At 67.3% G+C, this 25,364-nt stretch carries 26 protein-coding genes; 19 read left to right on the top strand and 7 right to left on the bottom strand.

Annotated elements, in window-relative coordinates; translation table 11 throughout:
• The first annotated feature begins 45 nt into the window (after positions 1-45).
• Positions 46-1,890, top strand: coding sequence for an ATP-dependent zinc metalloprotease FtsH (gene ftsH, locus V6D00_06515; protein ID HEY9898818.1), 1,845 nt, complete (start codon positions 46-48; stop codon positions 1,888-1,890).
• Here the strand turns inward: ftsH and V6D00_06510 are convergent.
• Both V6D00_06510 and V6D00_06505 read right to left on the bottom strand, forming a co-directional pair.
• Complete coding sequence (locus tag V6D00_06510) at positions 1,877-3,301, bottom strand: hypothetical protein (protein ID HEY9898817.1); 1,425 nt, start codon at positions 3,299-3,301, stop codon at positions 1,877-1,879. The two genes, ftsH and V6D00_06510, sit on opposite strands and share 14 nt — an antisense overlap.
• Positions 3,302-3,329: 28 nt before the next feature.
• Positions 3,330-4,013: a class II aldolase/adducin family protein gene (locus tag V6D00_06505; protein HEY9898816.1), complete on the bottom strand. Its 684-nt coding sequence runs from the start codon at positions 4,011-4,013 to the stop codon at positions 3,330-3,332.
• A 108-nt stretch (positions 4,014-4,121) separates the two neighbouring features.
• Between V6D00_06505 and V6D00_06500 the strand changes: the two genes are divergently transcribed.
• Positions 4,122-4,994, top strand: coding sequence for a GNAT family N-acetyltransferase (locus V6D00_06500; protein ID HEY9898815.1), 873 nt, complete (start codon positions 4,122-4,124; stop codon positions 4,992-4,994).
• Between the two features lie 254 nt (positions 4,995-5,248).
• A complete protein-coding gene (locus V6D00_06495; protein HEY9898814.1) occupies positions 5,249-6,475 on the top strand; it encodes a S8 family serine peptidase in 1,227 nt (408 codons plus the stop codon).
• On the opposite strand, the gene V6D00_06490 is transcribed toward V6D00_06495, so the two are convergent.
• From V6D00_06490 to deoC, 3 genes are read right to left on the bottom strand one after another with little or no spacing between them, the layout of a single operon-like run.
• Positions 6,472-7,263: a GNAT family N-acetyltransferase gene (locus tag V6D00_06490; protein ID HEY9898813.1), complete on the bottom strand. Its 792-nt coding sequence runs from the start codon at positions 7,261-7,263 to the stop codon at positions 6,472-6,474. The two genes, V6D00_06495 and V6D00_06490, sit on opposite strands and share 4 nt — an antisense overlap.
• Positions 7,248-7,661: a zf-TFIIB domain-containing protein gene (locus V6D00_06485; protein HEY9898812.1), complete on the bottom strand. Its 414-nt coding sequence runs from the start codon at positions 7,659-7,661 to the stop codon at positions 7,248-7,250. The genes V6D00_06490 and V6D00_06485 overlap by 16 nt, the downstream gene beginning before the upstream one ends.
• Before the next feature lie 11 nt (positions 7,662-7,672).
• On the bottom strand, positions 7,673-8,356 hold the full coding sequence (gene deoC / locus V6D00_06480; protein HEY9898811.1) for a deoxyribose-phosphate aldolase: 684 nt from the start codon (positions 8,354-8,356) through the stop codon (positions 7,673-7,675).
• A 250-nt stretch (positions 8,357-8,606) separates the two neighbouring features.
• Here deoC and V6D00_06475 point away from each other — a divergent pair, with 250 nt between their 5' ends.
• Positions 8,607-9,758, top strand: coding sequence for a hypothetical protein (locus V6D00_06475; protein HEY9898810.1), 1,152 nt, complete (start codon positions 8,607-8,609; stop codon positions 9,756-9,758).
• A gap of 61 nt (positions 9,759-9,819) precedes the next feature.
• On the opposite strand, the gene xerD is transcribed toward V6D00_06475, so the two are convergent.
• The gene (xerD, locus tag V6D00_06470; GenBank protein HEY9898809.1) at positions 9,820-10,701 is read right to left on the bottom strand and encodes a site-specific tyrosine recombinase XerD; all 882 of its coding nucleotides are present in this window, start codon (positions 10,699-10,701) and stop codon (positions 9,820-9,822) included.
• Positions 10,702-10,877: 176 nt separating this feature from the next.
• On the opposite strand from xerD, the gene flhB reads away from it, so the two are divergent.
• Positions 10,878-12,152, top strand: coding sequence for a flagellar biosynthesis protein FlhB (gene flhB / locus V6D00_06465; protein HEY9898808.1), 1,275 nt, complete (start codon positions 10,878-10,880; stop codon positions 12,150-12,152).
• A gap of 101 nt (positions 12,153-12,253) precedes the next feature.
• Here the strand turns inward: flhB and V6D00_06460 are convergent, their stop codons facing one another.
• Positions 12,254-12,922: a hypothetical protein gene (locus V6D00_06460; protein ID HEY9898807.1), complete on the bottom strand. Its 669-nt coding sequence runs from the start codon at positions 12,920-12,922 to the stop codon at positions 12,254-12,256.
• A gap of 264 nt (positions 12,923-13,186) precedes the next feature.
• On the opposite strand from V6D00_06460, the gene V6D00_06455 reads away from it, so the two are divergent.
• From V6D00_06455 to V6D00_06390, 14 genes are all read left to right on the top strand, one after another.
• A complete protein-coding gene (locus V6D00_06455; GenBank protein ID HEY9898806.1) occupies positions 13,187-13,369 on the top strand; it encodes an AtpZ/AtpI family protein in 183 nt (60 codons plus the stop codon).
• On the top strand, positions 13,366-13,743 hold the full coding sequence (locus V6D00_06450) for a hypothetical protein (GenBank protein ID HEY9898805.1): 378 nt from the start codon (positions 13,366-13,368) through the stop codon (positions 13,741-13,743). The genes V6D00_06455 and V6D00_06450 overlap by 4 nt, the downstream gene beginning before the upstream one ends.
• Before the next feature lie 13 nt (positions 13,744-13,756).
• Positions 13,757-14,635 carry a F0F1 ATP synthase subunit A gene (gene atpB, locus V6D00_06445; protein ID HEY9898804.1) on the top strand — a complete coding sequence of 293 codons (879 nt, stop codon included), beginning with the start codon at positions 13,757-13,759 and terminating at the stop codon, positions 14,633-14,635.
• 62 nt (positions 14,636-14,697) lie between these two features.
• Positions 14,698-15,009: an ATP synthase F0 subunit C gene (gene atpE / locus V6D00_06440; GenBank protein HEY9898803.1), complete on the top strand. Its 312-nt coding sequence runs from the start codon at positions 14,698-14,700 to the stop codon at positions 15,007-15,009.
• 107 nt (positions 15,010-15,116) lie between these two features.
• Positions 15,117-15,566: a hypothetical protein gene (locus tag V6D00_06435; GenBank protein ID HEY9898802.1), complete on the top strand. Its 450-nt coding sequence runs from the start codon at positions 15,117-15,119 to the stop codon at positions 15,564-15,566.
• A complete protein-coding gene (locus V6D00_06430; protein ID HEY9898801.1) occupies positions 15,563-16,054 on the top strand; it encodes an ATP synthase F0 subunit B in 492 nt (163 codons plus the stop codon). Before V6D00_06435 ends, V6D00_06430 begins: the two co-directional genes overlap by 4 nt.
• Entirely contained in the window at positions 16,036-16,569 is a 534-nt protein-coding gene (locus tag V6D00_06425; GenBank protein ID HEY9898800.1) for a F0F1 ATP synthase subunit delta, read from the top strand. Before V6D00_06430 ends, V6D00_06425 begins: the two co-directional genes overlap by 19 nt.
• 49 nt (positions 16,570-16,618) lie before the next feature.
• On the top strand, positions 16,619-18,139 hold the full coding sequence (atpA, locus tag V6D00_06420) for a F0F1 ATP synthase subunit alpha (protein ID HEY9898799.1): 1,521 nt from the start codon (positions 16,619-16,621) through the stop codon (positions 18,137-18,139).
• 12 nt (positions 18,140-18,151) lie between these two features.
• The gene (gene atpG / locus V6D00_06415) at positions 18,152-19,027 is read left to right on the top strand and encodes an ATP synthase F1 subunit gamma (GenBank protein HEY9898798.1); all 876 of its coding nucleotides are present in this window, start codon (positions 18,152-18,154) and stop codon (positions 19,025-19,027) included.
• Positions 19,028-19,044: 17 nt separating this feature from the next.
• Positions 19,045-20,475, top strand: a complete 1,431-nt coding sequence (atpD, locus tag V6D00_06410; GenBank protein ID HEY9898797.1) for a F0F1 ATP synthase subunit beta — start codon at positions 19,045-19,047, stop codon at positions 20,473-20,475.
• Positions 20,476-20,478: 3 nt separating this feature from the next.
• The gene (locus tag V6D00_06405) at positions 20,479-20,886 is read left to right on the top strand and encodes a F0F1 ATP synthase subunit epsilon (protein HEY9898796.1); all 408 of its coding nucleotides are present in this window, start codon (positions 20,479-20,481) and stop codon (positions 20,884-20,886) included.
• Positions 20,887-20,935: 49 nt separating this feature from the next.
• Complete coding sequence (locus tag V6D00_06400) at positions 20,936-22,603, top strand: 5'-nucleotidase C-terminal domain-containing protein (protein HEY9898795.1); 1,668 nt, start codon at positions 20,936-20,938, stop codon at positions 22,601-22,603.
• Between the two features lie 294 nt (positions 22,604-22,897).
• Positions 22,898-23,923, top strand: a complete 1,026-nt coding sequence (locus tag V6D00_06395) for a hypothetical protein (GenBank protein HEY9898794.1) — start codon at positions 22,898-22,900, stop codon at positions 23,921-23,923.
• A 29-nt stretch (positions 23,924-23,952) separates the two neighbouring features.
• Positions 23,953-25,266, top strand: a complete 1,314-nt coding sequence (locus V6D00_06390) for a hypothetical protein (GenBank protein ID HEY9898793.1) — start codon at positions 23,953-23,955, stop codon at positions 25,264-25,266.
• The last annotated feature ends 98 nt before the right edge of the window (positions 25,267-25,364 follow it).

Below are 25,364 nucleotides of genomic sequence, written 5' to 3'. Positions count from 1 at the left end.
TTTTGTTGGATGCTCTTGCGCGCCGATGACTGGAAGGGGCGAGCGATGGAAGAAGGAGCCGGCAAGCTCTGGTGGTACCTGGCCCTGCTCGTGCTGGTCTGGGTCGGCTTCATGTTCTTCTTCCCGACGGGCAGCCCGAAGGCCGAGCTGTCCTACTCGGCCTTCCGCGCCCAGGTGGAGGCGGGCAACGTCACCCACGTGACCCTCCAGGGGCACAAGGCCGAGGGCGACTTCGCCCGGCCGGTGCCGACGGCGCTGGACAAGAAGCAGGCGCCCTACCGCCAGTTCACCACTCAGCTGCCGCCCATCGACGACCCGCGCCTGTTGCCCATGCTCGAGGCCAAGGGCGTCCAGATCGCGGCCAAGCCCGAGGCGAGCCGGTGGTGGGTCGATCTCCTGCTGCTGGCGGCCCCCATCCTCCTGCTGTTCGTGATCCTGAGCCGCATGGGCGCGGGGGGCGCCGGCCAGCAGACGGCCTTCACCTTCGGGCAGAGCAAGGCCAAGCTCTACACCACCGAGCGCCCCAGGGTCACCTTCGCCGACGTGGCGGGCGAGGACGAGGCCAAGCAGGAGCTGGTCGAGGTGGTGCAGTTCCTCAAGGAGCCCGCCAGGTTCCGCAAGCTGGGGGCCAAGATCCCGAAGGGGGTGCTCCTGGTGGGCCCCCCCGGCACGGGCAAGACCCTCTTGGCCCGCGCGGTCGCCGGCGAGGCCGGGGTGCCGTTCTTCTCCATCTCGGGCACCGAGTTCGTCGAGATGTTCGTGGGCGTCGGAGCCAGCCGGGTGCGTGACCTCTTCGAGAAGGCCAAGGCCCGGGCGCCCGCCATCATCTTCATGGACGAGATCGACTCGGTGGGCCGCCGGCGCGGGGTGGGGATCGGCAACGTCAACGACGAGCGCGAGCAGACCCTCAACCAGCTCCTGGCCGAGATGGACGGCTTCGACCCCCAGCTGGAGGTCATCGTCATCGCCGCCACCAACCGGCCCGACGTGCTGGACCCGGCCCTGTTGCGGCCCGGCCGCTTCGATCGAAGGGTGGTGGTGGGGCTGCCGGATCGCGCGGGGCGCGAGGCGATCCTGGCCATCCACGCGGCCAAGGTGCCGCTCTCGAGCGACGTGAGGCTCGCGGAGATCGCCCGGGAGACGCCCGGCTTCTCGGGGGCGGATCTGGCGAACCTGGTCAACGAGGCGGCGCTAGCGGCCGCGACCAAGGGCGAGCAGACGGTCATGGGCGCCGACTTCGAGGAGGCCAAGGACAAGATCGTCATGGGGGTGCGCCGCAACACCATGCTCGACCCCAAGGAGCGCCGGCTGGTCGCGTGTCACGAGGCGGGCCACGCCATGGTCGCCCACCTCCTGCCCAGCGCCGATCCCCTTCACAAGGTGACGATCATCCCCCACGGCCACGCCCTGGGCGTGACCCAGATGATGCCCCAGGACGAGAAGTACTCGTTCCCCCGGGGGTACCTGCTCGACAAGATGGCGGTGCAGCTGGGCGGGCGCGCCGCCGAGGAGCTGGTCTTCGGCGAGGTCACGACCGGCGCCGAGAACGACCTGCTCGAGATGACCAAGCTCGCGCGGCGGATGGTCCTGCGGTGGGGAATGGGCACTGGGCTCGGTCCCCAGGCCTACGACCTGGAGGCCGACAACGCCTACCTGGGCCTGGAGGCCCCCGTCGGGGAGAAGCCCTACTCGGAAGAGACCGCCTCCTTGATCGACCAGGAGGTCCGGCGCCTCACGAGCGAAGCCTACGAAAGGGCCAAGGCCCTGCTTTCGGCCAACCGCGACAAGCTGGACCGGCTCGCCGAGACCCTGCTCGAGCAGGAGGTCCTGGACGCCCACCAGATCGAGACCCTGGTCGGGGCCAAGGCCAAGCCGGCTAGTGCCAGCTGAAGGTCGAGGCGCTGAAGGGGCCGTAGGTGAGGTCGGACTCGTTGATGCGCAGCGACGGGATGGGGCTGCTGAACTCCGTCCACTGGCGGGCGGCCTCGCTCGAGGGCTGCAGGCCGTTGACCGACTGGCGCCAGACGCTCGCGGGGACCATGGTCTGAGACTTGGGGCTGCCGAAGGCCTTCAGGTAGGCCACCTGGGTGCCCGAGAGGCTCCAGGTGGGCGAGCTCTCCACGACGGCCTCGGTGGTCTCCATGCGGTTGAGGGGGATGTCCGAGCCCGCCTGCAGGGCCACGTCCCTGAGGAACACCCGCTGGCGCTTGCCCGAGCTCGCCCCCACCGTCATGGGACCGTAGCGGGTGTAGGCGATCGCCTGGCCGTCCGCGCGCCACTGGGCCTCGAAGGCGTAGTCGTCGAGGTTGGTGAGGTTGGTCAGCTTGCGCAGGGGCCGGCCCGAGGCGATGTTGTAGAGGAAGAGGTTCCAGGCGGCGGTGGTCCCGGCGTTGTCGGTGGGGTAGTCGCTGTTGGAGAGCACGCTCGCGACCATGGTCGAGACCCGATCGGAGTTGAGGCTGGGGTTCCATGCCGGGAAGCGCTCGTCGACCTTGGTCGCGGTCACGGCGATGGGGGTGCCGTTCTCGCCGGTGGTGCTGACGCGGTAGATGTCGAAGTTGCCCTTGCGGTCCGAGGAGAACAGGATCTCGCGCGAGCTGGGCGCCCAGCTGGGGTCGAAGTTGAAGCCGGTCGACTCGCCGGCGTTGACCGCGGTGATCACCCGGCCGCCCGCGTCGATCACCCGGATCGCCGTGCTCGGCATGCTGGGCGCGTAGTCGACGTAGGCGATGTAGCGCCCGTCGGGCGAGACGGTGGGCTGGGCGCCCTTGACCGCGTTGCCCCCGGAGTCCTTGAGCGCGCGCTGGTGGAGCACCGTCATGCCGTTGTCGTCGGTCGAGGCCAGCATGATGGGGCCCGTCCCGTTGGCGTCGCCGTTCGCCACGTAGGCGACGGTGGTGCCGCCCAGGTTGACGGTCTCGTTGCGGGGCTTGGAGGTGAAGCCGTCCTCGACCAGGATGCGAAGGGTGTCGCCGCCCACGAGGTTGCCCGTGCTGTCGGGCGAGCGCGAGGTGAAGGGGGCGTAGTAGACGAAGCTCTTCTGGTCGGTGAAGCCCTGGGGGTAGACCCGGCCGCGCTCGGCCACCACCTGGTAGCGCAGGGTGCGCCCCGGCAGGGTGGTCGCCTCGATCGTCATGCGGGTGGTGGTGCCCACGTTGAGCGAGGGGTTATCGAGGGTGACGGTCTGGATCTCGAGGCCGGTGTTGAGGAAGGCGCAGCCGGGCAGTGCCAGGGGGGCCATCGCCGCGGCGAGCATGCCGAGGGCGACGAGACGTCGGGTCCGGAAACGGGTTGCGGCCACCATCCTCACTCCTTTTGAAACCTGTTGCCTACATACCCGAGCCGGGCAAGCGGGTAACCGGGATGTCCCTGAGCCCCATGGCGCGCCGGGTGGCCGCGAGCTCCTCGACCTGCCCCGGCGCGAGCGGACGGGCCCCGCCGAGGGCGTGGGCCGAAAGGGCGACCTTGGCGGTCTGCTCGATCGTCTCCATCCGGTGGAGGGCCTCGAAGAGGTCGCCCCCCACCGTGACGGCCCCGTGGTGGTCGAGGATGCAGCAGTCGTAGTCGGCGATGAGCCGGGAGACGCCCTCTCCCACCTCGGGGGTGCCCGGGGTGGCGTAGGGGGCGGTCGGGATGGCGCCCAGGCCGAGCACGACCTCGGTCAGGATCGGCTCCATCAAGGAGACGCCCGCCACCGAGAAGGCCGTGGCGGTGGGGGGATGGGCGTGGACGACCGCCCGGACGTCCTCCCGGGTGCGGTAGACGGCCCCGTGCATGCCGAACTCGCTCGAGGGCCGGCGCGTGCCCTGGAGGGCGCGGCCGTCGAGGTCCACCACCACCAGGTCCTCTGGGGAAAGGAAGCCCTTGCACATGCCGGAAGGGGTGGTCAGGAAGCGCTCGGCGTCGATCCGACAGCTGACGTTCCCGTCGGTGGCGACGATCAGGCCGCTCGCGTAGAGGCGGCGGCAGACGTCGATCAGGTGGTGGCTCAGGCGTTCGCGTTCGTCGGACATGGAGCCATTATACGCTTGCCTGCCTTCGCGCGGGGTATAGACAACTTGCCCCTGCCCCATCGCGAGGAACGCGTGAAGCCGATTGCCCGCCCAGCCACCGAAAGCGACATGCCGCGCCTCATGGCCCTCCTCGAGGCGGGCCACGGCGGCAACGGCTACCACGCCGCGGTCTACCAGCGGTGGCACGCCGAGTGGCCGCAGGTGCTCAGCGAGTTCGAGGCGCTGCTCGTCGTCGAGACGCCGCGCGGCCTCGCGGGCTTCGCCGGCATCCAGCGCCACCCCATCCCCTACACGGAGGGCCTCGAGCGGGCGCTCGCGGACCACTTCCTTTCCCCCGACCTGGATCCGGGCGAGGCGATCGTCGCGCTGGTCGACGGCCTTGCCGACTGGGCGCGCGAGCGGGGCTTTGCCCGGGTCACCCTCAACATGGAGCCCCAGGAGGCCGACCTGCTGAGCGCGCTGGCAGGAGCGGGGGGCTTCCCCGAGCGGGTGGCCATGTTCACCAATCGCTTCCCCGACGAGCCCCTCGACCCCACCATCCGGCCCATGCGCCCGGAGGAGCTCGACGCGGTTGCCGCCATGGGGGCCGAGGTCGCGGCCTACCTCGCCACCCTGAGCGGCTCCCTGCCTTCGCCCCCGCGCGAGGCGCTGGTCGCGCTGACCCGGGAGGGGTACCGGGACTACGGGGCGACGCGCCCTCACGCCTTCTTCGTGGCCGAGCGGGAAGGGCGACTGGTGGGCTTCGTCTTCGCGGTGGTCGAGCCCCCCGACGGCGGCCTCATCTACGACCTCTACGTCGCCCCCGCCTGTCGGCGCCAGGGGATCGCGAGGGCCCTCTACCGCCGCGCTGCCGGCTGGCTCGCCGAGCAGGGGGCCGAGTGGCTCACCCTCTCGGTCTACGCCCTGAACCGCCCGGCCTACGCGGCCTACGAGCAGTGGGGCTTCTTCCCCTTCTTCGTGGCCTGGGAGCGCAACCTCTGAACGCGCCGCTCTCGAAGCTGCTGCAGGCCTGGGAGCGCAACCTGTAACATCAATGGCCGATCCCGACGAAAAGCGGCCCCGTTCTTGGTGGCACCGGACGAGGCCCGGGCGGTGGGGAGGGCCTATTATGATGAGCATGAACCGACCCCCTCGGCGGCGCCGCCGGGGGGGTCACCTTTTTGGGGGTGGCCCCCTTGTCCGGGGGATGGCGATCCTTTAAACTCTTCTTAATATTTTAATAAGAGGAGTTTGATATGCGGATTGCCCGTCTCGCGCTCGCCGCCCTCGGCCTGGTCCTCGCCGGCTGTGCCGTCGCCCCTTCCCTGTCCGGCGCTTCGAGCGGCGGCGCTCGCGTCTCGGGCCAGGCGATCGCAGGCGAGCACATCATCCGCCTCAAGGCCGGCGTCTCGCCTTCCGGGTACGCCCGCAAGCACGGCCTGACCCTGGTCCGGTCCCTGGGCCTCGGCATGCACCTCTTCAAGGGCGATCGCGCCCTCTCCCTGCTCGAGGCCGATCCCGGGGTCGTGTTCGCCGAGCCCAACCGCGCCATCCAGCTGCCCACCCTCGAGGCCGAGCCGGCCCCCGCGCCGGCGCAGCGCGCCGCCTCGCCCAACGACCCCCTCTTCCCGGCCCAGTACGCCCCGGTCATCACCGGCGCCGAGCGGGTATGGGCCGAGCAGAAGGGCGCCGCCGAGGTGGTCGTGGCGGTCATCGACTCGGGGATCGACGGCACCCACCCCGAGTTCGAGGGGCGGCTGTTGCCGGGTTACGACTTCAGCGAGAAGCAGCCCGTTGCCGGCGGCGATCAAGACGGCTACGGCCACGGGACCCACGTGGCGGGCATCATCGGGGCGCGGCAGGACAACGGGCTGGGCGTGACGGGGATCGCCCCCGGCTGCAAGCTCTTGCCGGTGCGGATCTTCAACAACTCGGGCCACACGACCGAGGGGGCCTCGACCGAGGCCATCATCTGGGCGGTGGACCACGGCGCCAAGGTCATCAACGCGAGCTGGGGCAGCCCCTCGGACTCCGAGGCGGGCCGCGCGGCGATCAAGTATGCCCAGGACAAGGACGTGGTCGTGGTGGCGGCCGTCGGCAACACCGGCAAGGAGTGGGATCCCAGCTACCCCGCGGCCTGGCCGGGGGTCGTGGCGGTGGCGGCGAGCAACGACCAGGACGGCTGGGCCTCGTTCTCGACCTGGGGGGACTGGATCACGCTGGCGGGGCCCGGCGACGGGATCCTCTCGACCTATCCGCTGTCCAAGGGCAACGGCTACCGCATCATGTCGGGCACCTCGATGGCGGCTCCGGCCGTTTCGGCGGTGGCGGCCCTGGTGCGCAGCCAGCACCCCCAGCTCTCGCAGGCGCAGGTCATCGAGCGCCTCTACGCCACGGCCCGGGACACCGTCATGACCGGCAAGGACAAGTACGTGGGCTACGGCCGCGTCGACGCGCTGCGCGCGGTGCTCGATCCGCTCTAGGGCTGGGAGCCGCGGCGGGCCCAGACGGGGCCCGCGGGGGTCGCGACCATGCCGAAGCGCTCGTAGAGGGCGCGCGACGAGAGGTTCGAGGCCTGGGTGGTGAGCCCCACGGCCTTGGCGCCGGCGAGGCGAGCGGTGGCCAGGGCGTCCGCGAGCAGGATCTTGCCCCACCCCCGGTTCTGCATGGCGGGGCTCACCCCGATGGCCCCCAGGTGGTACCGCTCGCCGAGCGGCTGCAGGATGGTGAAGCCGATCAGGCGATCGCCCTGGCTCGCGACGCGCACCACCGAGACCTCGTTCAGGTGGGCGGCCATCTCCTGGCGGCTGCGCTGGAAGGCCGCGGGGAAGGCGGCGCGATCGAGCATGACCAGGGCGTCCAGCTCGTGGGCGGCGGCCGGGCGCACCGAGGGGTGCTGCTCGCCTGGCGGCAGGGGGTCCAGCAGGTAGTAGAGCAGCTCGTCGATCCGCTCGAAGCCGTGGGGGGCGAAGTGCCGGCCCTCGGTGCCCTTGGCGACGATCAGGGGGGCTGCGCCTATGTTCGCGGCGATCCGGGGCCACTCGCGCGCGATCGCCCCTTCCAGCGCCGGGGCGTCCTTGCCGGCCATGTAGAGCTCGATCAGCCCCTCGTGCGCCAGGAGCGGCACCAGCATCGCGTCGTCGCCCAGGTAAGCGCAAGCGGGACGCTCGAGAGCGTCCCGCTCCATCCACGACAGGGTGCGGTTGCCGGCCACGCAGCCGCCGTGGGGCAGGCTGCGCCAGCGCGCGGCGAAGGTCACTTGGTCTTCCACGGCAGCCCCACCACCCACTCGATGATCTCGAGCGCCTGGCGCACGAGGCCCTTGCCCTTGACCTGGGTGACGAGCACCCGCTGGATCTCGACCCCGTCGAGCCACGTCCCGCCGCAGCGCGGGCACACGTCCACCGCGGCCTGGCCGAGCTGGGCGGGGCGGGCCCGCCTCAGCGTCACCCCGCAGCCGGGACAGTCCGGCGCCCCGGTGATCCGCACCGCCGGGATCTTGAGCTCGGCGTAGCGATCGGCGAAGTAGCCGACGGTGGGCGACTTGAGGAAGGCGGCGAGATCGCCGCGCGCAAACCAGTGCCCCATGCACGCCGGGCAGCGCTCCACCGCGGTGGCGCCGAGGTAGGTGCCCTCCAGGTAGGCGTCGTCGCAGCGCAGGCAGTGCATGCCGAAAGGAGCTAGTAGCCCGCGGCGGCGGCCCCTTCGCCCGAGGCGATCGCGATCGACGCGCTCGCTCCGATGCGGGTGGCGCCGGCCTCGACCATTTCAAGGGCGGTAGCACGATCGCGGACGCCGCCCGATGCCTTGACCCCCATCTCGGGGCCGACGGTCCGGCGCATGAGGGCCACGTCGTGGACGGTGGCGCCGCCGGTCGAGAAGCCCGTCGAGGTCTTGACGAAGTCGGCGCCCACCGCCTGGGCCAGGAGGCAAGCGGTGACCTTCTCGTCGTCGGAAAGCAGGCAGGTTTCGAGGATGACCTTGGTGATCACGCCCTCGGGGCACGCGTCCACCACCGCCCGGATGTCCTGCTGGACGCGCTCGACCTGGCCGCTCTTGAGGGCCCCGACGTTGAGGACCATGTCGATCTCGGTGGCGCCGTCCTCGATGGCCTGCCGGGTCTCGAAGGCCTTGACCTCGGTCGCCGAGGCCCCCAGGGGGAAGCCGACCACGGTGCAGACCTTGACGTCGCTGCCCGCGAGCAGCTTGGCGGCCTGGGCGACGTTGGCGGGGTTGACGCAGACCGAGGCGAAGCGGTGCTCGCGCGCCTCGGCGCAGAGCTTGTCGATGTCGGCCTCGGTGGCGTCCGCCTTGAGCAGGGTGTGGTCGATCATGCGGGCAAGGGCGATATCCTGGGGGACCATGACGGGCTCCTTGTGTCGATGACGCCCGATCCGGGCGGGCTTCGGTCGGTGGCACCGCATGCTAGCACATGCGCGGGCGCTTGTGCGCGAAGCGATCCGGATAGGTCGCGCGATCGGTGGGGTAAGCTAACCAATAGTTAGTCTCATCGACTTCAGGCGATCGAATTCCCTCTCGGCGCAGACGCAAGCAAGAAGGACCGCCCCCGAGGCTTTCGCCCCGGTGGCTGCCCTCGAAGAAAGGGGCGGGACAATGGGCAACACGAGCATCACCGCGGGCGGCATCACCCCCATCATCTCCGGAGCCATCATCGGGCGAAAGACGGAAGAGATGGAGCCCGTCGCCAAGCCCATCGAGGCCATCGTCGCCGACGGCATCCAGGACCGGTCCGGCGCCACCAAGGACGTTCAGGAGTTCAAGAACGCCGGCGAGGAGAGCAACCTCGACCTCAACCGCTTCGCCGCAGATCACGACGGCCGGGCCGCCATGGCCCCCTTCGATCCAACCCCCCCTTCGAAGATCGACCCCGAGCTGCTCGAGCAGATCTACCGCAAGCGCGATGCCGCCCTCAAGGGCGAGGTTGACACCTCACCGATCAAGGCCAAGGGGAAGCCTGCCCCTTCCGGCGTCGGGGGCGCCATCGGTGTCGACGGCCAGCCTATCAGCACCTGGAGCGCGGCGGGCGCGAAGGCCCTCGAACTCGCCAAGGAGCTGATGGCGACGGGCAAGTATGACGGCCCGACCCTCAACCTCGGCGATCACGAGGCCTTCATGAACTTCGCCAATACCGAGGCCAACCGGGGCTGGGGCATGCAGGCGGCAGCCATCCACAGCAACGAGTACGCCAACGGCGATGAAACCGTCAGCAAGAAGGCGCTTCTTGAGGCGTGGGACACGGTCATCGCCGAGACCGGTGGCAAGCCCCTCGGAGATCCGCTGGTCTTTGACCTCAACGCCGACGGGGACACCGACGCCACGGTCGACCAGCGCGGCATCGAGGTGGACGGCATGCACGCCACCAAGTGGGCCGAGAAGGGGGACGGCGTCCTCTCCATGAACGGGGCGCCGATCGACACCGTCGACTCGCGCGGCGTCAAGCACCAGGACGCCTACGAGACCCTCAAGGCCGAGGCCCAGTACGCGGGCATCGACACCTCGAAGGGCTACCTCGACGCGGCCGACTTCAAGGTCCTCGAGAGCAAGGGCCTCACCATGCTCGTCTCCAACGGCGACGGCACCAACCAGAGCATCGCGCCCTCGGCGCTGGGCATCACCAGGATGAGCCTCGGCGGCAAGGCCGTCGACAAGACCGACACCGCCGGCAACCGCATCACGACTGAGGGCTCTTTCGAGCGCAACGGCCAGACCCAGCGCGTCAACGACATGTGGCTCCGGTCGATCTAGCCCCACGGCTTCCAAACGACGAGGGCCCGCCGATGATCGGCGGGCCCTCGTCGTGTTGTGCTTAGTTGGCTGACACCCGGCGGTGGGCGGCGTTGTAGACTTCCTTCATCCGGCGCTTCGAGATGTGGGTGTAGAGCTGGGTGGTCGAGATGTCGGCGTGGCCGAGCATCTCCTGCACCGAGCGCAGGTCCGCCCCGTTCTCGATCAGGTGGGTCGCGAAGGAGTGCCGCAGGGTGTGCGGGGTGATCTCCTTGGTGATCCCGGCGCCGTGGGCGGCCTCCTTGACCACCTTCCAGATGCCCTGGCGGGTCAGGCGGCGCCCGGCGTAGTTGAGGAACAGCGCGCGCTCCTGGCCGCGGCCCTTCAGCTTGGGCCGCACGTCCTCCATGTAGTCGCCCAGCGCCTTGATGGCGGCCTGGTTGATGGGCACCAGGCGCTCCTTGGAGCCCTTGCCGAAGCACCGGACGTAGCCGGTCGTCAGGTTCACGTCCTGCACGTTGACCCGGGTCAGCTCGCTGACGCGCAGGCCGCCGGCGTACAGCAGCTCGAGGATGGCGCGATCGCGCAGGTCGGCGGGCTGCTCGACCAGGCGGGTGATCTCGCTCTGGTTGAGGACCTTGGGAAGGTAGCGGGCGGTCTTGGGGCGCTCGACCTCGATGCTGGGGTCGCGCTCGATCAGGTGCTCGCGCACCAGGAACTGGTAGAAGCTCTTGAGGGCCGCGATCTTGCGGGCGATGGAGCTCGAGGCGAGGCCCCGCTCGCGCAGCTCCTTGGTGAAGCCCGTGATGGTCATGCGGGTGGTCTGGCTCCAGCCGTCGATGCCGTGTGCCCTGAGGAAGTCCATGTACTGGCGCAGGTCGTTGTGGTAGGCAGAGAGCGTGTGCTCCGAGAGACCCCGTTCGACCGACAGGAAGTCGATGAACTCCGAGACGTTCTGGTGCATGGCGATGTTCTCCGGGCGGGGGCCTCCGCGCGCACGGCGATGCTGCCTTCGCCACGGGGCGAAGCGCGGGATCGGGCCATGGCGACGATCGCGGGGACCCGCGGCCGCTCCCGCACTGGGTTGGGGCGGCCTTGGGGGTGTGTGAGGTATAGTAAGACCGGCGTGGCGGAAGTTCCGTGTTGCAAGTCACGCGAAGGCCTGACCAGCCGCGGGCGCTGCGGCAAGTCACGCTCACATGCGCCGAGGAGAGGGGGTGGGGCTGCGTGTCGGACGAAAAAACAGAATCAGCCACAGACCATAAACGCCAGGAAGCGCGCAAATCGGGCAACATCCTCAAGAGCCAGGACGTGATCGTCGGCATCCTCCTGTTCGGCCTCGCCTACAGCATCAACTTCGCCGGCCAGAACGCCTTCAAGTACCTCTACGGCTTCTTCGTCGAGACCTACGAGCAGATCCCCCACTTCACCGACTACGACCTCAAGGGAATCCTGGGCTTCCTGCTCAAGGCCTGCCTCATCATCCTCATCTGCAGCGCGCCGCTGGCCGCGATCGCCTTCTTCCTGACCTGGATCGGCAACTTGCTACAAGTGGGCGTGCTTTTGACCCTCAAGCCCCTCAACCCCACCGAGGGCTTCAAGAAGCTCAACCCGATCAAGGGCGTCAAGAACATGTTCTCGATGAAGAAGGTCATCGAGCTGGTCAAGAGCATCCTCAAGATCATCATCATCGGCTGGATGGCCTACGGGGTCATCAAGGACGCCCTGGGCCACATCCTGTTGACCTCGGGGATGGCGGTGCCCGCCTCCATGGCCCTCCTGGGCTCCTTGATCCTGACCATCGTCCAGAAGGTCGCCATGGCCATGATCGCCCTGATGATCCTGGACTACGGCCTCCAGAAGTGGCAGTACGAGAAGTCCCTCAAGATGTCCAAGCAGGAGCAGAAGGACGAGTACAAGAAGCTGGAGGGCGACCCGCACGTGAAGGGCCGCATCCGCCAGAAGCAGATGGAGATGGCCATGAACGCCGGGCGCGGCTCGGTGTCCGAGGCGGACGTGGTGATCACCAACCCCACCCACTACGCCGTGGCCATCGAGTACAAGCCGAAGAAGGGCCAGAAGGCCCCCATGGTGCTCGCCAAGGGCAAGAACGCCTACGCCCTCGAGATCCGCCGGATCGCCGAGGAGAACTTCATCCTGATCGTGGAGGATCCCCCCCTGGCGCGCATGCTCTACGCCCAGGTCGAGGTGGAGCAGCCGATCCCGCCCGAGCTGTTCCAGGCGGTGGCCAAGATCATCGCGCTGCTGTACAAGGGGCGCCGCCGGCCGCAGGCTCAGCAGCCGGTGCTCACCGAGATCCCGAGCATGGCGCCGCCGCTGGAGGTGCTGGAGCAGAGGGAGACTCCGAGCGATCCAAATCCCCCCAACCCCGCCCCACCGGGGGGCGGGGAGTAGGGGCGAGCGTCTAACGAAACTGTTGCTGCCACTTTAGCCGCAGGCGCCCAAGCCGCTTGCAGCGGCCAAACCCGAGACAAGCCTGGTTTTGTTAGCTGCTCCTAGCTCCCGAAGGAGAAGCGGCCGCTGCCGCGCGGGGCAGGGGTCTGGTGCGGCGGCGGGAAGAGCTGCCAGAGCACCTCGTCGTCCTTGAAGACCTCGCAGAAGTTGCAAATGGGGTGGACCTTGCCCTGGACCTTGCCCAGCTCCAGCAGCGTCAGCTCGCCGGGCACCGCGTGCGGGTCGAGCTCCTTGATCCCGGCCAGCCGGGTCTCGGCCGTCGCCACGCTGAGCGTCGCATCGGCGAACTGGTGCAGGGCGATCTCGGAGCGGCGCAACAGGTCGGGCTTGGCCGCCAGGCGCTGGGCGAGGCTCTCGATCATGGCGCGATCGCCCGCGCCGGGCGCCTGTCGAGCGGGAGCCTGCGGCTTCTTGGCGCCGAAGCCCAGCTTCTTGGGCGCGGCCGGGGCGGGGGGCTTCTTGAGGTGCTCCACCGCGCCCTTGAGGAGGGCCACCCTCGGCGCGAACTGCTCGAGGATCGTGCGGCACACCGCGACCTGCTGCTCGGCGGTCGCGATCAGCTGCTGTGCCGCCTCGGGGCCGGACCCGAGAGGGCGGGTGCCCCTGGTCGTCAGGGGCTGGGTGACGCTGCGCACGAACTGGTCCGAGTAGCCCTGGCCCCCGAAGGGGGTGCCGCCTGGTTTCTTGGCCGAAGAGTGGAAGGCGTCCATGTCAGTCCTCCTGTCCATGGAATTCCCGCTTCTTGCGCGTTCCTAACGGCTCGTCCCGCCTTCGATACGAGCGAGGGTTCGCGACGGGGCACGACGGCCCGCGATCGCCCAACGACGCGCGCTCTTCGCCGCGGATCTTGTGTGCCCTTCGCCTTGTCGGGCGGCGGAATCCGTGTTACAACTGGGTTAAATCTCGCTCAAGTCGACCTCGGAACCGCAAGGGGAGTCGTTCTGGCTTCGATAGTCAGGAAGAGGGAGGACGCTTTGAAAGGGATCGAGGCCGCCTACGGCTTTGCCGGCGCCCTTCTTGGGGGCACCGCGCTCGGGTACTTCGTTGACCGCTGGTTTGGCGTGGCCCCCTGGGGCCTGCTCGCGGGGGCGGTGCTCGGGTTCGCGACCGGTCTCTACGCGCTGTACGTGGCCCTCATGCGGCAGGACGGAAAATGACGCTCTCGCGCTTGCAGACGACCCTGACCGCGCAAATGGCCCTCGCGGGCCTGGCGTCCGCCCTCGTCGGCTGGATCGTCCGCGTTCCCGAGTGGGGTCTTTCGGCCGCGCTCGGGTTTTGGGCCAACGCGGCCTACTTCTGGCTCCTGCGGGTGCAGGTGGATCGGATGGTCGGCCGCGAGCGGCGTCCGGGGCTCCTCGTGACCATGGTCGCGGTGCTCGGGCGTCAGCTGATCAGTCTTTTGGCCTTCATGGTCGCCTTCCTGCTCTGGGGGAGCGCCTGGTGGCTTTGTCTCGGGGCGATCGTGCTCGGCCGCAACTGGGCCATGATCGTCAATCACACGCAGGGGACGCCCAAGAGCGAAGCCTGCTGAGGAGGACTCGGGTTTGTCACAAGCATTCTTGCTGGCTGAAGCGGAGAGCGCCGAGCACGGCGCCCCCGCCGCCGAGCACGGGGCCGAGCACGGGGCTGCCGCCTCGCACGCCGGGGGTCACGGCGCCGGCCACACCGCCGAACTGAGCATCATTCCCGACCACTGGAAGATGGAGACCCCCTACGGCGTGGTCCACGTGGACACCGTCCTCTCCACCGTCTTCGCCATGGCGATCGCCCTGATCGCCTTCGGGATGCTCGGCCGTTCGGTCGCCATGCGCCCGGCGGACGTCAAGGTCAAGCGCGCGAGCGCCATCGAGCAGATCCTGGGCTTCATCCAGAAGATCCTCGACGACTTCGTCGGCAAGGGCTCGAGCAAGTACCTCTGGTACGTGGGCTCGCTCTTCATCTTCATCCTGGTGGCCAACTGGCTGTCCCTGCTGCCCTGGGCGGCGTGGCAGCTCTCGGGGCTCGCCAACGGCCTGGCTTCGGCGCTCCACGTCAACGCGCCCCACGGCCTGGTCTACCACGCCCCCACCGCGGACCTCAACACCACCGTGGCCCTGGCCCTTCTGAGCCTCGCCATGTACTGGGTGGCCGGCATCGCCAAGAACGGCGTCGTGGGCTTCCTGGGTCACCACTGGTTCGCGAAGCCCGCCGTCCTGTTCCCGCTGCGCATGCTTGAGGACATCACCCGTCCTGTTTCGCTCGCGCTGCGACTGTTCGCGAACATCCTGGCCGGCCACATCGTTGGCACGGTGCTCCTCGGGATGGCGCTGGTCGGCGCTGCCGCCCTGCTGCCCCTCGAGATGTTCGTCGGGGCCATCCAGGCCTTCATCTTCGCGACCCTCTCCGCCTCCTACATCGGCGGGGCCGTCCAAGAGCATCACTAGATTCCCAGTCGTTGATCCACCACTCGACCTCGTTCCCGAATCTGAAAGGAGATTCCCCCACCATGGCTATTGATCCTACGACCGTCACCGCGATGGCTTCGCTCGGCGGCTTCGCTGCCCTCGGCGCCGGCTTCGCTATCGGCGTCGGCATGTTCGGTCCCGCGCTCGGCGAAGGCAACCTCTTCGGCAAGACGATCGAAGGCATCGCCCGCAACCCCGAGGCCCAGGGCCGCCTCCAGGGCACCATGTTCATCACCTTCGCCCTGCTCGAAGTTCTCGCGCTGTTCGCGTTCGTCATCTCGATCATGCTCGTGACCCAGATCGCGACCCCGATGGCCACCCAGCTCCTCGAGATCGCCAAGACCTCGATGTAAGCCGCCTCGCCGGGGAGGGCTCAGGCCCTCCCCGGCGACGCTTCCCTTTTTTCTCCCCGCTCATGGCGGGGGTTGGCTTGAAATAAACAGAACAGGAGTCATCCTCGATGTTGGAGTTCAACCTGACCTTGTGGATCCAGATGGCGTTGTTTCTGGTGTTCGCCGGGCTCATGAACGCCGTCTTCTTCCGCCCGGTCACCAAGGTCCTCGAGGAGCGCCGCGCCTACGTCGCCGGCAAGCACGAGCAGGCCAAGGCAGACCTCAAGGCCATCCAGAACCTGCAGGAAGACTACGAGGCCCGCCTCAAGGCGGCTCGCCTCGAGGCCCAGGAGGCCGTCTCGACCGCCGTCGGCGAGGCCGAGCGCAAGCGCCAGGCCAGCATGGCCGCCGTCAAGGACGAGGTCGAGAAGCAGATCGCCGGCGCCCGCGACGCGATCCGCGCCGAGCGCGACCAGGCCCTCTCGAGCCTCTCGGGCGACGTGTCGCAACTCGCCGCGCAGATCGCGCGCAAGGTGGGCGTCGAGCCCGCCGTCGTCAGCGGAGGAGCCGAGGCGTGATCCTGCAAATCATCTTTTCCGTCGTCAACTTCCTGCTGATCGCCTTCTTGCTGTACAAGTTCGGCGGTCCCAAGGTCTCCGAGCTCCTGCGCGCCAAGCACGAGGAGAATCGCCGCGCCCTCGAGGCCGCCGAGACCGCCCAGGCCGAGGCCGCCAAGGAGCTTGCGAGCTACCGCGATCGCCTCGCCAACGTGGACGCCGAGCTCGCCGAGATCGTCAGCAAGGCCAAGCAGGTGGCCACCCAGGCCGCCGGCGACATCCACCAGACCACCGAGGCCGACGCGCTTCGGCTCAAGCAGCACTCCGAGGCCGAGATCGCCCGCGAGAAGGCCAACGCCCAGCTCGCCATCCGCCAGGAGATCATGCGCCAGGCCGTCGCTGCCGCCGAGGCCGAGATGCGCCGCAGCATGAACGCCGCGACCCAGCGCAAGCTGGTGGCGACCTTCATTGAGAAAGTGGGAGACGGTTCATGCGCAATCAAGCTGTAGCCCAGCGTTACGCCGAGGCCCTGTTCCAGGTCGCTTCGGCCCAGGGCATCCTCGACACGGTGGACGCTCAGCTCGCCGACCTCACGCAGGTCCTCGGCGAGAACTCCGAGCTTGCGAACTTCCTGGCGAATCCCATCGTCGAGGCCTCGGACAAGAAGCAGGTCGTCACCCAGCTCTTCTCGGGCAAGGTCGACGCCATGGTCTTCAACACCATGCTGCTGATGTTCGACAAGAAGCGCGGCGACGCCATCGCCGCGCTGCATGAGACCTTCCGCACCCTGTTCAACGACTACCGCAAGCGCACCAAGGTGCGCGTCGTCAGCGCCCTGCCCATGGACGAGCAGGAAGTGGCCGGCATCAAGCGCGAGCTCGCCAAGGCGACCTCCCGCGAGATCGAGATGGACGTCGCCATCGACCCCGAGATCATCGGCGGGCTGGTGGTCTCCATCGGTGACCAGGTCATCGACAGCAGCCTGAAGGGCCGCCTGCAATCACTCGCCCGTACCTTGGCCTAGCGCCCGCGGCTATTTCGTTAAGATAACGCGTTCGAAAGAGGAGCACGCCATGATTGGCATTCGTCACGATGAGATCACCGCCGTCCTGCGGCAGCAGATTGAGAAATACCAGACCGAGATGACGGTCACCAACACCGGGACCGTCCTCGCAGTGGGCGACGGCATCGCCCGCGTCCACGGTCTCGAGAAGGCCATGGCCGGCGAGCTTCTCGACTTCGGCAACGACGTCATGGGCATGGTCTTCAACCTGGAAGAAGACAACGTGGGCGCCGTCGTTCTCGGCGACTACAAGAAGATCAAGGAAGGCGACGTCGTCAAGGCCACCGGCCGCATCGCCTCGGTGCCCGTCGGCGAGGCCCTTCTCGGTCGCGTCGTCAACGCCATCGGCCTGCCGATCGACGGCAAGGGCCCCATCCAGACCGACAAGTACCGCCCGGTCGAAGGCCAGGCCCCCGGCATCATCGCCCGCAAGTCGGTCCACGAGCCGATGCAGACCGGCATCATGGGCGTCGACGCGATGATCCCCGTCGGCCGCGGCCAGCGCGAGCTGATCATCGGCGACCGCCAGACCGGCAAGACGGCGATCGCCCTCGACACGATCATCAACCAGAAGGGCAAGGACGTCATCTGCGTCTACGTCGCGGTCGGCCAGAAGGCCTCGACCGTGGCCCGCGTCGTCAAGGCCCTCGAGGACGCCGACGCGATGAGCTACTCGATCGTCGTCGCCGCCACCGCCGAAGAGGTCGCCACCCTCCAGTACCTCGCCCCCTTCGCGGGTGCGGCGATGGGCGAGGAGTTCATGTACAACGGCAAGCACGTCTTGATCGTGTACGACGACCTCACCAAGCAGGCCTGGGCCTACCGCGAGATGTCGCTGCTGCTCCGCCGTCCGCCCGGCCGCGAAGCCTACCCCGGCGACGTGTTCTACCTCCACAGCCGTCTCTTGGAGCGCGGCGCGAAGCTGTCGGACGCCATGGGCGCCGGCTCCATGACCGCCCTGCCCATCATCGAGACCCAGGCGGGCGACGTGTCGGCCTACATCCCGACCAACGTCATCTCGATCACCGACGGCCAGATCTTCCTCGAGTCCGACCTCTTCAACGCCGGCTTCCGCCCCGCGGTCAACGTCGGCATCTCGGTCAGCCGCGTCGGCGGCTCGGCCCAGACCAAGGCCATGAAGTCGGTCGCCGGCAAGATCAAGGGCGAGCTCGCCCAGTACCGCGAGCTGGCGGCCTTCGCGCAGTTCGCCTCGGACCTGGACAAGGTCACCCTGGCCCAGCTGTCGCGCGGCCAGCGCCTCATGGAGATCATGAAGCAGCCCCAGTACAGCCCGTACTCGGTCGGCCAGCAGGTCATGGTCATCTACATGGGCACCGCCGGCCTCTTGGACGACGTCGAGGTCAAGGACGTCCTGCGCTTCAAGAACGAGTTTTTGGCCTACGCCAAGAACAACCTCGGCGCGATGCTCGACGAGATCAGCACCAAGGGCCAGTTCACCGACGACCAGAAGAAGCAGATCGAGGAGGCCGTCAAGACCTTCAAGTCGACCCTGTTCGCCGTCAACAAGTAGGAAGGACCCCTCATGCCGCTTAACGCAAAAGAAATCCGGCGGCGGATCAAGGGCTTCGCGAGCACCCGGCAGATCACCAAGGCCATGGAGATGGTCGCGGCGGCCAAGGTCCGCCGCGCCCAGGCCCGGGTCACCGCGGCCCGCCCCTACGCCGAGGGCATCAAGGGGATGTTCGCGGCGGTGACCGCCCAGGTCACCCCCGCGGACCTCGAGTCCAAGCTGCTGGTGCGCCGCGACATCAAGAAGGTCGCCGTGGTCGTCGTGACCTCGGACAAGGGCCTTTCCGGCGCCTACAACTCGAACGTGCTGCGCGCGGCGGTCAATCGCCTGCGCGAGTGGCGCGAGCAAGGGGTCGAGCCCAAGCTGATCATCGTCGGCACCAAGGGCGTCAACTTCTTCAAGCACTCGAACTTCGAGGTGCAGTCGCGCTACACCAACCTTCCGCAGTTGCCGACCTTCACCGAGGCCACGGTCATCTGCGAGGAGATCACCAAGCTCTACGCCGAAGAGGCCGTGGACAAGGTGGAGCTCGTCTACACGCAGTTCCACACCATGCTCCGCTACACCCCCGAGGTCCTGGACCTGCTGCCCGCGACCCTGCCCGAAACCGGCGCGCTCAAGCCTCAGACCGACTACATCTTCGAGCCCTCCGCCCAGGCCATGATCGAGGACTTGATTCCCAAGTACCTCGAGACCGTGGTCTTCCAGTCCCTGCTTGAGAGCGTCACGTCTCAGCTGGCGAGCCAGATGGCCGCCATGAGCGCCGCCACCAAGAATGCCGGCGAGATGATCGATCAGCTGACGATCGTCCTCAACAAGGCGCGCCAGGGCGCGATCACCCAGGAGATCCTCGAGGTCGTCGGCGGCGCCGAGGCGTTGAACGCATAAAGGAGAGAGATTCACACATGACTGCTACGGCAACGAAAGGCAACCTGGGCGAAGTGACCCAGGTCATCGGCCCCGTGATCGACGTCTTCTTCGCCGATCACCTGCCTTCCATCTACAACGCCTTGAGCATCGAAGGCACCACCGACTCGGGCGTCAAGATCAGCCTGGTGGCTGAGGTCCAGCAGCACCTGGGCGACAACCGCGTCCGCGCGGTCGCCATGAGCACGACCGACGGCCTCACCCGCGGGATGAAGGTCCTGGACACCGGCGCCCCCATCACGGTGCCCGTCGGCGACCTGACCAAGGGCCGCATCTTCAACGTCCTCGGCCAGCCCGTCGACGAGAAGCCCTCCCCCGAGGGTGCTCCCATGTGGTCCATCCACCGTCCGGCTCCCAAGCTGGTCGACATGGAAGTGACCCCCGTGGTCCTCGAGACCGGCATCAAGGTCGTCGACCTGCTCGCCCCCTACCTCAAGGGCGGCAAGATCGGCCTGTTCGGCGGCGCCGGGGTCGGCAAGACCGTCATCATCCAGGAGCTGATCAACAACATCGCCAAGTTCCACTCGGGCGTGTCGGTGTTCGGCGGCGTGGGCGAGCGCACCCGCGAGGGCAACGACCTCTACCACGAAATGACGGACTCGGGCGTCATCAAGAACACCTGCCTGGTCTACGGTCAGATGAACGAGCCGCCCGGTGCGCGTATGCGCGTCGGCCTGACGGCGCTGACCATGGCCGAGTACTTCCGCGACGAGCAGAAGCAGGACGTGCTGCTGTTCATCGACAACATCTTCCGCTTCACCCAGGCGGGCTCGGAAGTGTCGGCGCTCCTGGGCCGCATGCCCTCGGCGGTCGGCTACCAGCCCACCCTCGCCACCGAGATGGGCGGCCTCCAGGAGCGCATCGCTTCGACCAAGGACGGCTCGATCACCTCGATCCAGGCGATCTACGTGCCCGCTGACGACTACACCGACCCGGCTCCGGCCACCGCGTTCCTTCACCTGGACGCGACCACCAACCTGAGCCGCGCGCTCACCGAGATCGGCATCTACCCCGCGGTGGATCCGCTGGCCTCGACCTCGCGCGCCCTCGATCCCGGCGTCGTCGGCGAGGAGCACTATGCCGTCGCTCGCGAAGTCCAGCGCATCCTCCAGAAGTACAAGGAGCTGCAGGACATCATCGCGATCCTCGGCATGGAAGAGCTCTCGGCCGAGGACAAGATCACGGTCGCCCGTGCCCGCCGCCTCCAGCGCTTCCTCTCGCAGCCCTTCTTCGTCGCGGAAGTCTTCACCGGCTCCCCCGGCAAGTACGTCAAGCTCGCGGACACCATCCGCAGCTTCAAGGAAGTCTGCGAAGGCAAGCACGACGACCTTCCCGAGCAGGCTTTCTACATGGTCGGCTCCATCGAGGAAGCCGTCGAGAAGGCCAAGCAGCTTCAGGCGAAGGGCTAAGCCATGCCCTTCAAGCTCGAAGTCATCTCGCCCGATCGGGTGGTCTTCGCCGAGGACGTCGACTTCATCGCGGTGCGCGGCGTCGAGGGGGAGCTGGGTATCCTGCCCAGCCACACCCCCCTCTTCACCCGCCTGAACATGGACCTCATGACGGTCCACCAGGGCGAAAAGCGCGAAGTGGTGGCGGTGATGGGCGGCTTCTTGGACGTCCAGCCCGAGAAGGTCACCATCCTCACGGACGCCGCCGAGCGCGCCTCCGAGATCGACGCCATCCGGGCCCGCCAGGCCAAGGAGCGCGCCGAGGTCCAGGCCGCCAAGGTCAAGGACATGGTGGCGGAGGCCGCCCTCCATCGCGCCGTCATCCGCCTGAAGGCCGTCGACATCCTCGGCGGCGCCAGGGTGATGCGCTAGGTCCCCAATTGAATAACGCCCTCACTCGTCTTTATGAGAGGTCTTTCTCTTGAACACTCATAAGCGCAAGTTGGCGGCATCGTTCGGCGCGGCTCTGCTCCTCCTGGGGCAGGGCTTCGCCGTTCAGGCCGCTCCCCAGTCGGTCGAGCTGACCCTGCTGGGCACCACCGACGTGCACGGCCACGTCTACCCCACGACCTACTACAGCGACAAGGACGAGGCCCTCGGTCTCGCCAAGGTCTACACCCTCATCAAGCAGTACCGCGCCAGGAACCCCCACACCCTGCTGGTGGACTCGGGCGACATGCTTCAGGGCTCGCCCTTGCCCTACGTCCAGGCCAAGGTCCAAAACGACCGCGGCCCCAACCCCATGATCCAGGCGATGAACGCCATGAAGTACGACGTCTTCGGCGTCGGGAACCACGAGTTCAACTTCGGGGTCCCCCACCTCAAGCAGGCCGAGAAGGAGGCGCAGTTCCCCTTCATCAGCTGCAACATCTATCACGCCGGCACCGAGAAGACCCTCTTCACCCCCTACGTGATCAAGGAGGTGGCCGGGGTCAAGGTCGGGGTGATCGGCTTCACCCCCCCCGGCATCGTGCTGTGGGACAAGGACAACATCAAGGGCACCCTCGAGGCCCGCGACCTCGTCGCGTCGGCCAAGCGCTGGGTCCCCGAGATCAAGGCCAAGGGCGCGGACCTCATCCTCGCCATCCCGCACGCGGGCCTCGGCGGTACGTACGTGCCGCCCTACACGGGCTACTCCCCCTCCTCGGGCCTGCCGCCCGAGAACGTGGCCATGGACCTGGCCCGAGAGGTGCCCGGCATCGACGTCATCTTCGCCGGTCACTCGCACCAGGACGTGCCCAGCGAGACCGTCAACGGCGTCGCCATCGCGCAGGCCTCCCTCTGGGGCCGCCGCCTGGTCGTCGGCGACGTGAAGCTCGTCAAGGAAGATGGCCACTGGAAGGTCGTCTCGAAGCGCACCAACACCCTCGGGGTGGACGGCGTGACCCCCGACCCTGACGTCATGACGGCCACCAAGGTCGCCCACGACGCCACCGTCAAGTACGTTCACTCGCCGATCGCCAAGACCGACGCCGAGTGGTCGGCCAAGGAGAGCGTCGTCAAGGACACGCCGATCCTGGACCTCATCAACGAGGTGCAGCGCAAGGCGACCGGCGCTCAGCTCGCCTCGGCGGCCTCCTTCAACCTGGAGGCGGTGCTCGCCAAGGGTGACATCACCATCGCGGACATCGCGGGGCTCTACCCCTACGAGAACAACATGGTGGCCATCAAGCTGAACGGCAAGACGCTGAAGAAGTACCTGGAGTTCGCGGCCCGCTACTACGAGGCCTTCGACGGCGGCCCAGTCAAGATCAACCCCGAGGTCCGCACCTACAACTACGACATGGTGTCGGGCGTGGACTACAAGATCGACCTCAGCAAGCCGATCGGCAGCCGCATCGTCGGCCTGTCCCACCAGGGCAAGCCGGTCACTGATGAGCAGGAGTTCACCATGGCCCTCAACTCCTACCGCCACAGCGGAGGCGGGGGCTACGAGATGCTCAAGGATTGCCCCGTCGTCTACGATCGCCAGGAGAGCATCCGCGAGCTGATCATCGACTACCTCAAGGCCAAGAAGACCATCCAGCCCAAAGACGTCTTCAAGCCCAACTGGGAGCTGCTGCCGGCCTCGGCCGCGAAGCTCCCCTAAGCGCCCGCCTCCTAGAAACAGACCCCTCGAACCGGATGAGTTCGAGGGGTCTGTGTCTAGGGGGTTGCACGAGGAAGGCGACCCCCGACCCGATCACGAGCGAGATCGGGTTTTCTTTAATCCGGGTTAAGGGATGTGTGATGATATTTAAGAAGTTGAATAATTGCTTCGATCTGTGGGGGAAACGTGAAAATTCTTGAGAACTATTAGGTTTTACGGGGAACAAGGGGAGCAAGCGTTCAAGTTGGATGGTTCGCTTGGAAAGCGGGTCACATCTTGCAAAAGGAGCTACCCATGAAGAAACCATGGCTGAGCCGAGCCCTCACGATTGGACTTTCCGCTGGTATTTTCACCCTTTTCGCCAACCAGAGCCTCGCCGTCGATTACAAGGATGTCCCCCCCCAGGGGGATGTCGTGTCCGGCAACACCCGGACCGTCACCAGCCATTCGGCGACCCGGGGAACGAGTGGTGGCGTGCGAGGGAACTTCGTCACCATCACCAAGCAGACTTACTCCTACGTGAATCCCCTCCCCCCCGGGGTGTCGCAGGCCGCCTATGACGACGCGGTCCGCTGGGCCGCCGGCGGCGACGTGAGTCACCTGGACGCGGGCGACTGGGGGCGCGTCATGGACTGGTGGTCGGGCGGCTCCTCCATTCCGGCTGCCTGGTACAGCGAGATGGGGTCGGACTGGGCCTCCGACTACCACAACCATACGCGCGAGATCGATCCGCTGGTCCTCGATCTCAACGGCAACGGCACGATCGACGTGACGGGCAAGAGCGCTGCCAAGTTCCGGGCCAAGGAGAACAAGACTTTCGTCGCCGATGGGTCGGTTCTTTTCGACCTAAAGGGGACAGGCAAGCCCGTGCGCACCGAGTGGATCAAGGGCGGCGACGGCTTTTTGGTCGACAACCGCAAGAACCGGGCCATGGACCTCGTCAAGCAGGGCAAGGAGCTGAGCATCGCCAACCTGTTCGGCGACGACGGCGGCCACGTCGGTGGCTTCCAGAAGCTCGCCAAGGTCTTCGATCCCAACGGACAGGTCGCCGCCGCAGGCTCCAACCCGGTCAGCGCCAATCTGGGCATCCTCTCGGGCAAGACCCTCGACGACATGCTCGTCTGGATCGACGACGGCGACGGCAAGGCGGTCGCCAAGGAGCTGTACACCCTGTCCTCGCTCGGCATCACCGAGATCAAGCTGCCTGCGCGCATCGTGCAGACCGACAAGGGCGAGTACCTGGAGCGCGCAAGCTTCACGCGACGCGGAAAGGCGTTCGACGTCCAGGAAGTCTGGTTCGCGAACAAGGACGCCGAGTAAGCGCTCGTGAGTGAAGGGAGATAAGCGATATGAGTAACCATCGTTTCGGTAAGGCCGTGCTCGCCCTCGTCGGCGCAGCGACCCTCCTCCCGGCCGCTCCGGCCCTGGCCGCCTGGCAGCTGAACGGGACCACCACCTCCACCGTCTTCGTGCCCGACGTGTACCAGGGCCGCAAGCTGGCAAACTCCTCGGTCGCCTACCGCTACGTCCCCGCCGCCGCCCAGCGCTTCGACGGCGCCAAGCAGCTGGTCGGAAAGACCCCTCGAGAGGTTCGCACCGACCTCAAGAACCCCTCGAAGGAGCTGCTGAGCGGCGGCATCTACTCGGTCTACAAGCTGGTACGATCCGACAAGTGGAACGACGCCCAGTACCAGACCCCCTGGACGCTCTACAACATGAAGCAGAAGCAGGCCCAGACCACCAACTTCTTCGTCTTCGAGTGGCGAGACCAGATCAGCGGGGCGATCATCCGCGACAACGACCCCAACTTCGAGGTGGGCGCCTGGGGCGACACGGGGAGCCCCGAGAAGGACACGGTCGCAGGGACCGGCGCGGACCTCTGGGATTACCTGGTCAAGGAGGACTTCCGTACCGAGAACCAGGAAGTCATGCTCGCCAAGGTGCCCGTCGCGCTGGCCTCCAGCGAGGCGGCAAAGGCTAAGAGCGCGACCTTCCTCTCGGATAGCGGCAGCGGCGGCAGCGTCACCTCGGTGGCCGGCTCGCAGAAGCGCACCGCCTTCAAGGCGGACGAGGCCGTCGTCTCGAACGCCAAGGAGCCCGCCTCCGCAGGCACGAGCGGCCGCGATGTCAACCTGCCCGGCTCAAGCAACGTCACCTCGCTGCCCACGGCCACCCCGGCTCCTGTCGTCGTGAATCCGATCCCGGCCCAGTCCCCGACCCCTGTCGTCGTGAAGCCGACCCCGACCCCGGCCCCTGTCGTTGTCACCAACAACGACAAGGACAAGGACAAGGACAAGGACAAGGGCTTCTCGATGGAGGACTGGGTCGGCGCCTGGAAGAGCAAGGGCCAGAGCGGCAACGCCTATGACTACCAGGTCGTCGTCCAGAAGTTCAGCAACAAGAACATCAAGTACTCCTTCGACAGCTGGTTCCGGGCGGATGCCTTCGACAACCTGCCCCCGACGGAATTCTCGACGAACGGCGCCTTCGCCGACGACAAGAAGACCGCGTACCTGGACTCCGAGGGCACGGTCAACTGCAACCTGAAGCTGATCCGCGAAAACGGGCAGCTCAGGATGACCGGCACGGTCACGATGCGCCAGATCGACTGGTGGGGCAGGGTGGGCAAGACCAAGACCTACAGCGTCGTCCTGACCAAGTAATCCCCCATCGAGTCAAGAGGGGCACCCGCGCGGGTGCCCCTCTTGACTCGATGGGGGATTACTTGGTCAGGACGACGCTGTAGGTCTTGGTCTTGCCC

The organism is Pantanalinema sp. (assembly GCA_036704125.1).
In the GTDB taxonomy this organism is placed as follows: Bacteria; Cyanobacteriota; Sericytochromatia; order S15B-MN24; family UBA4093; genus JAGIBK01.
The sequence above is the reverse complement of the archived record's forward strand: the minus strand, read 5'-3'. Positions and strand labels throughout refer to the sequence as shown.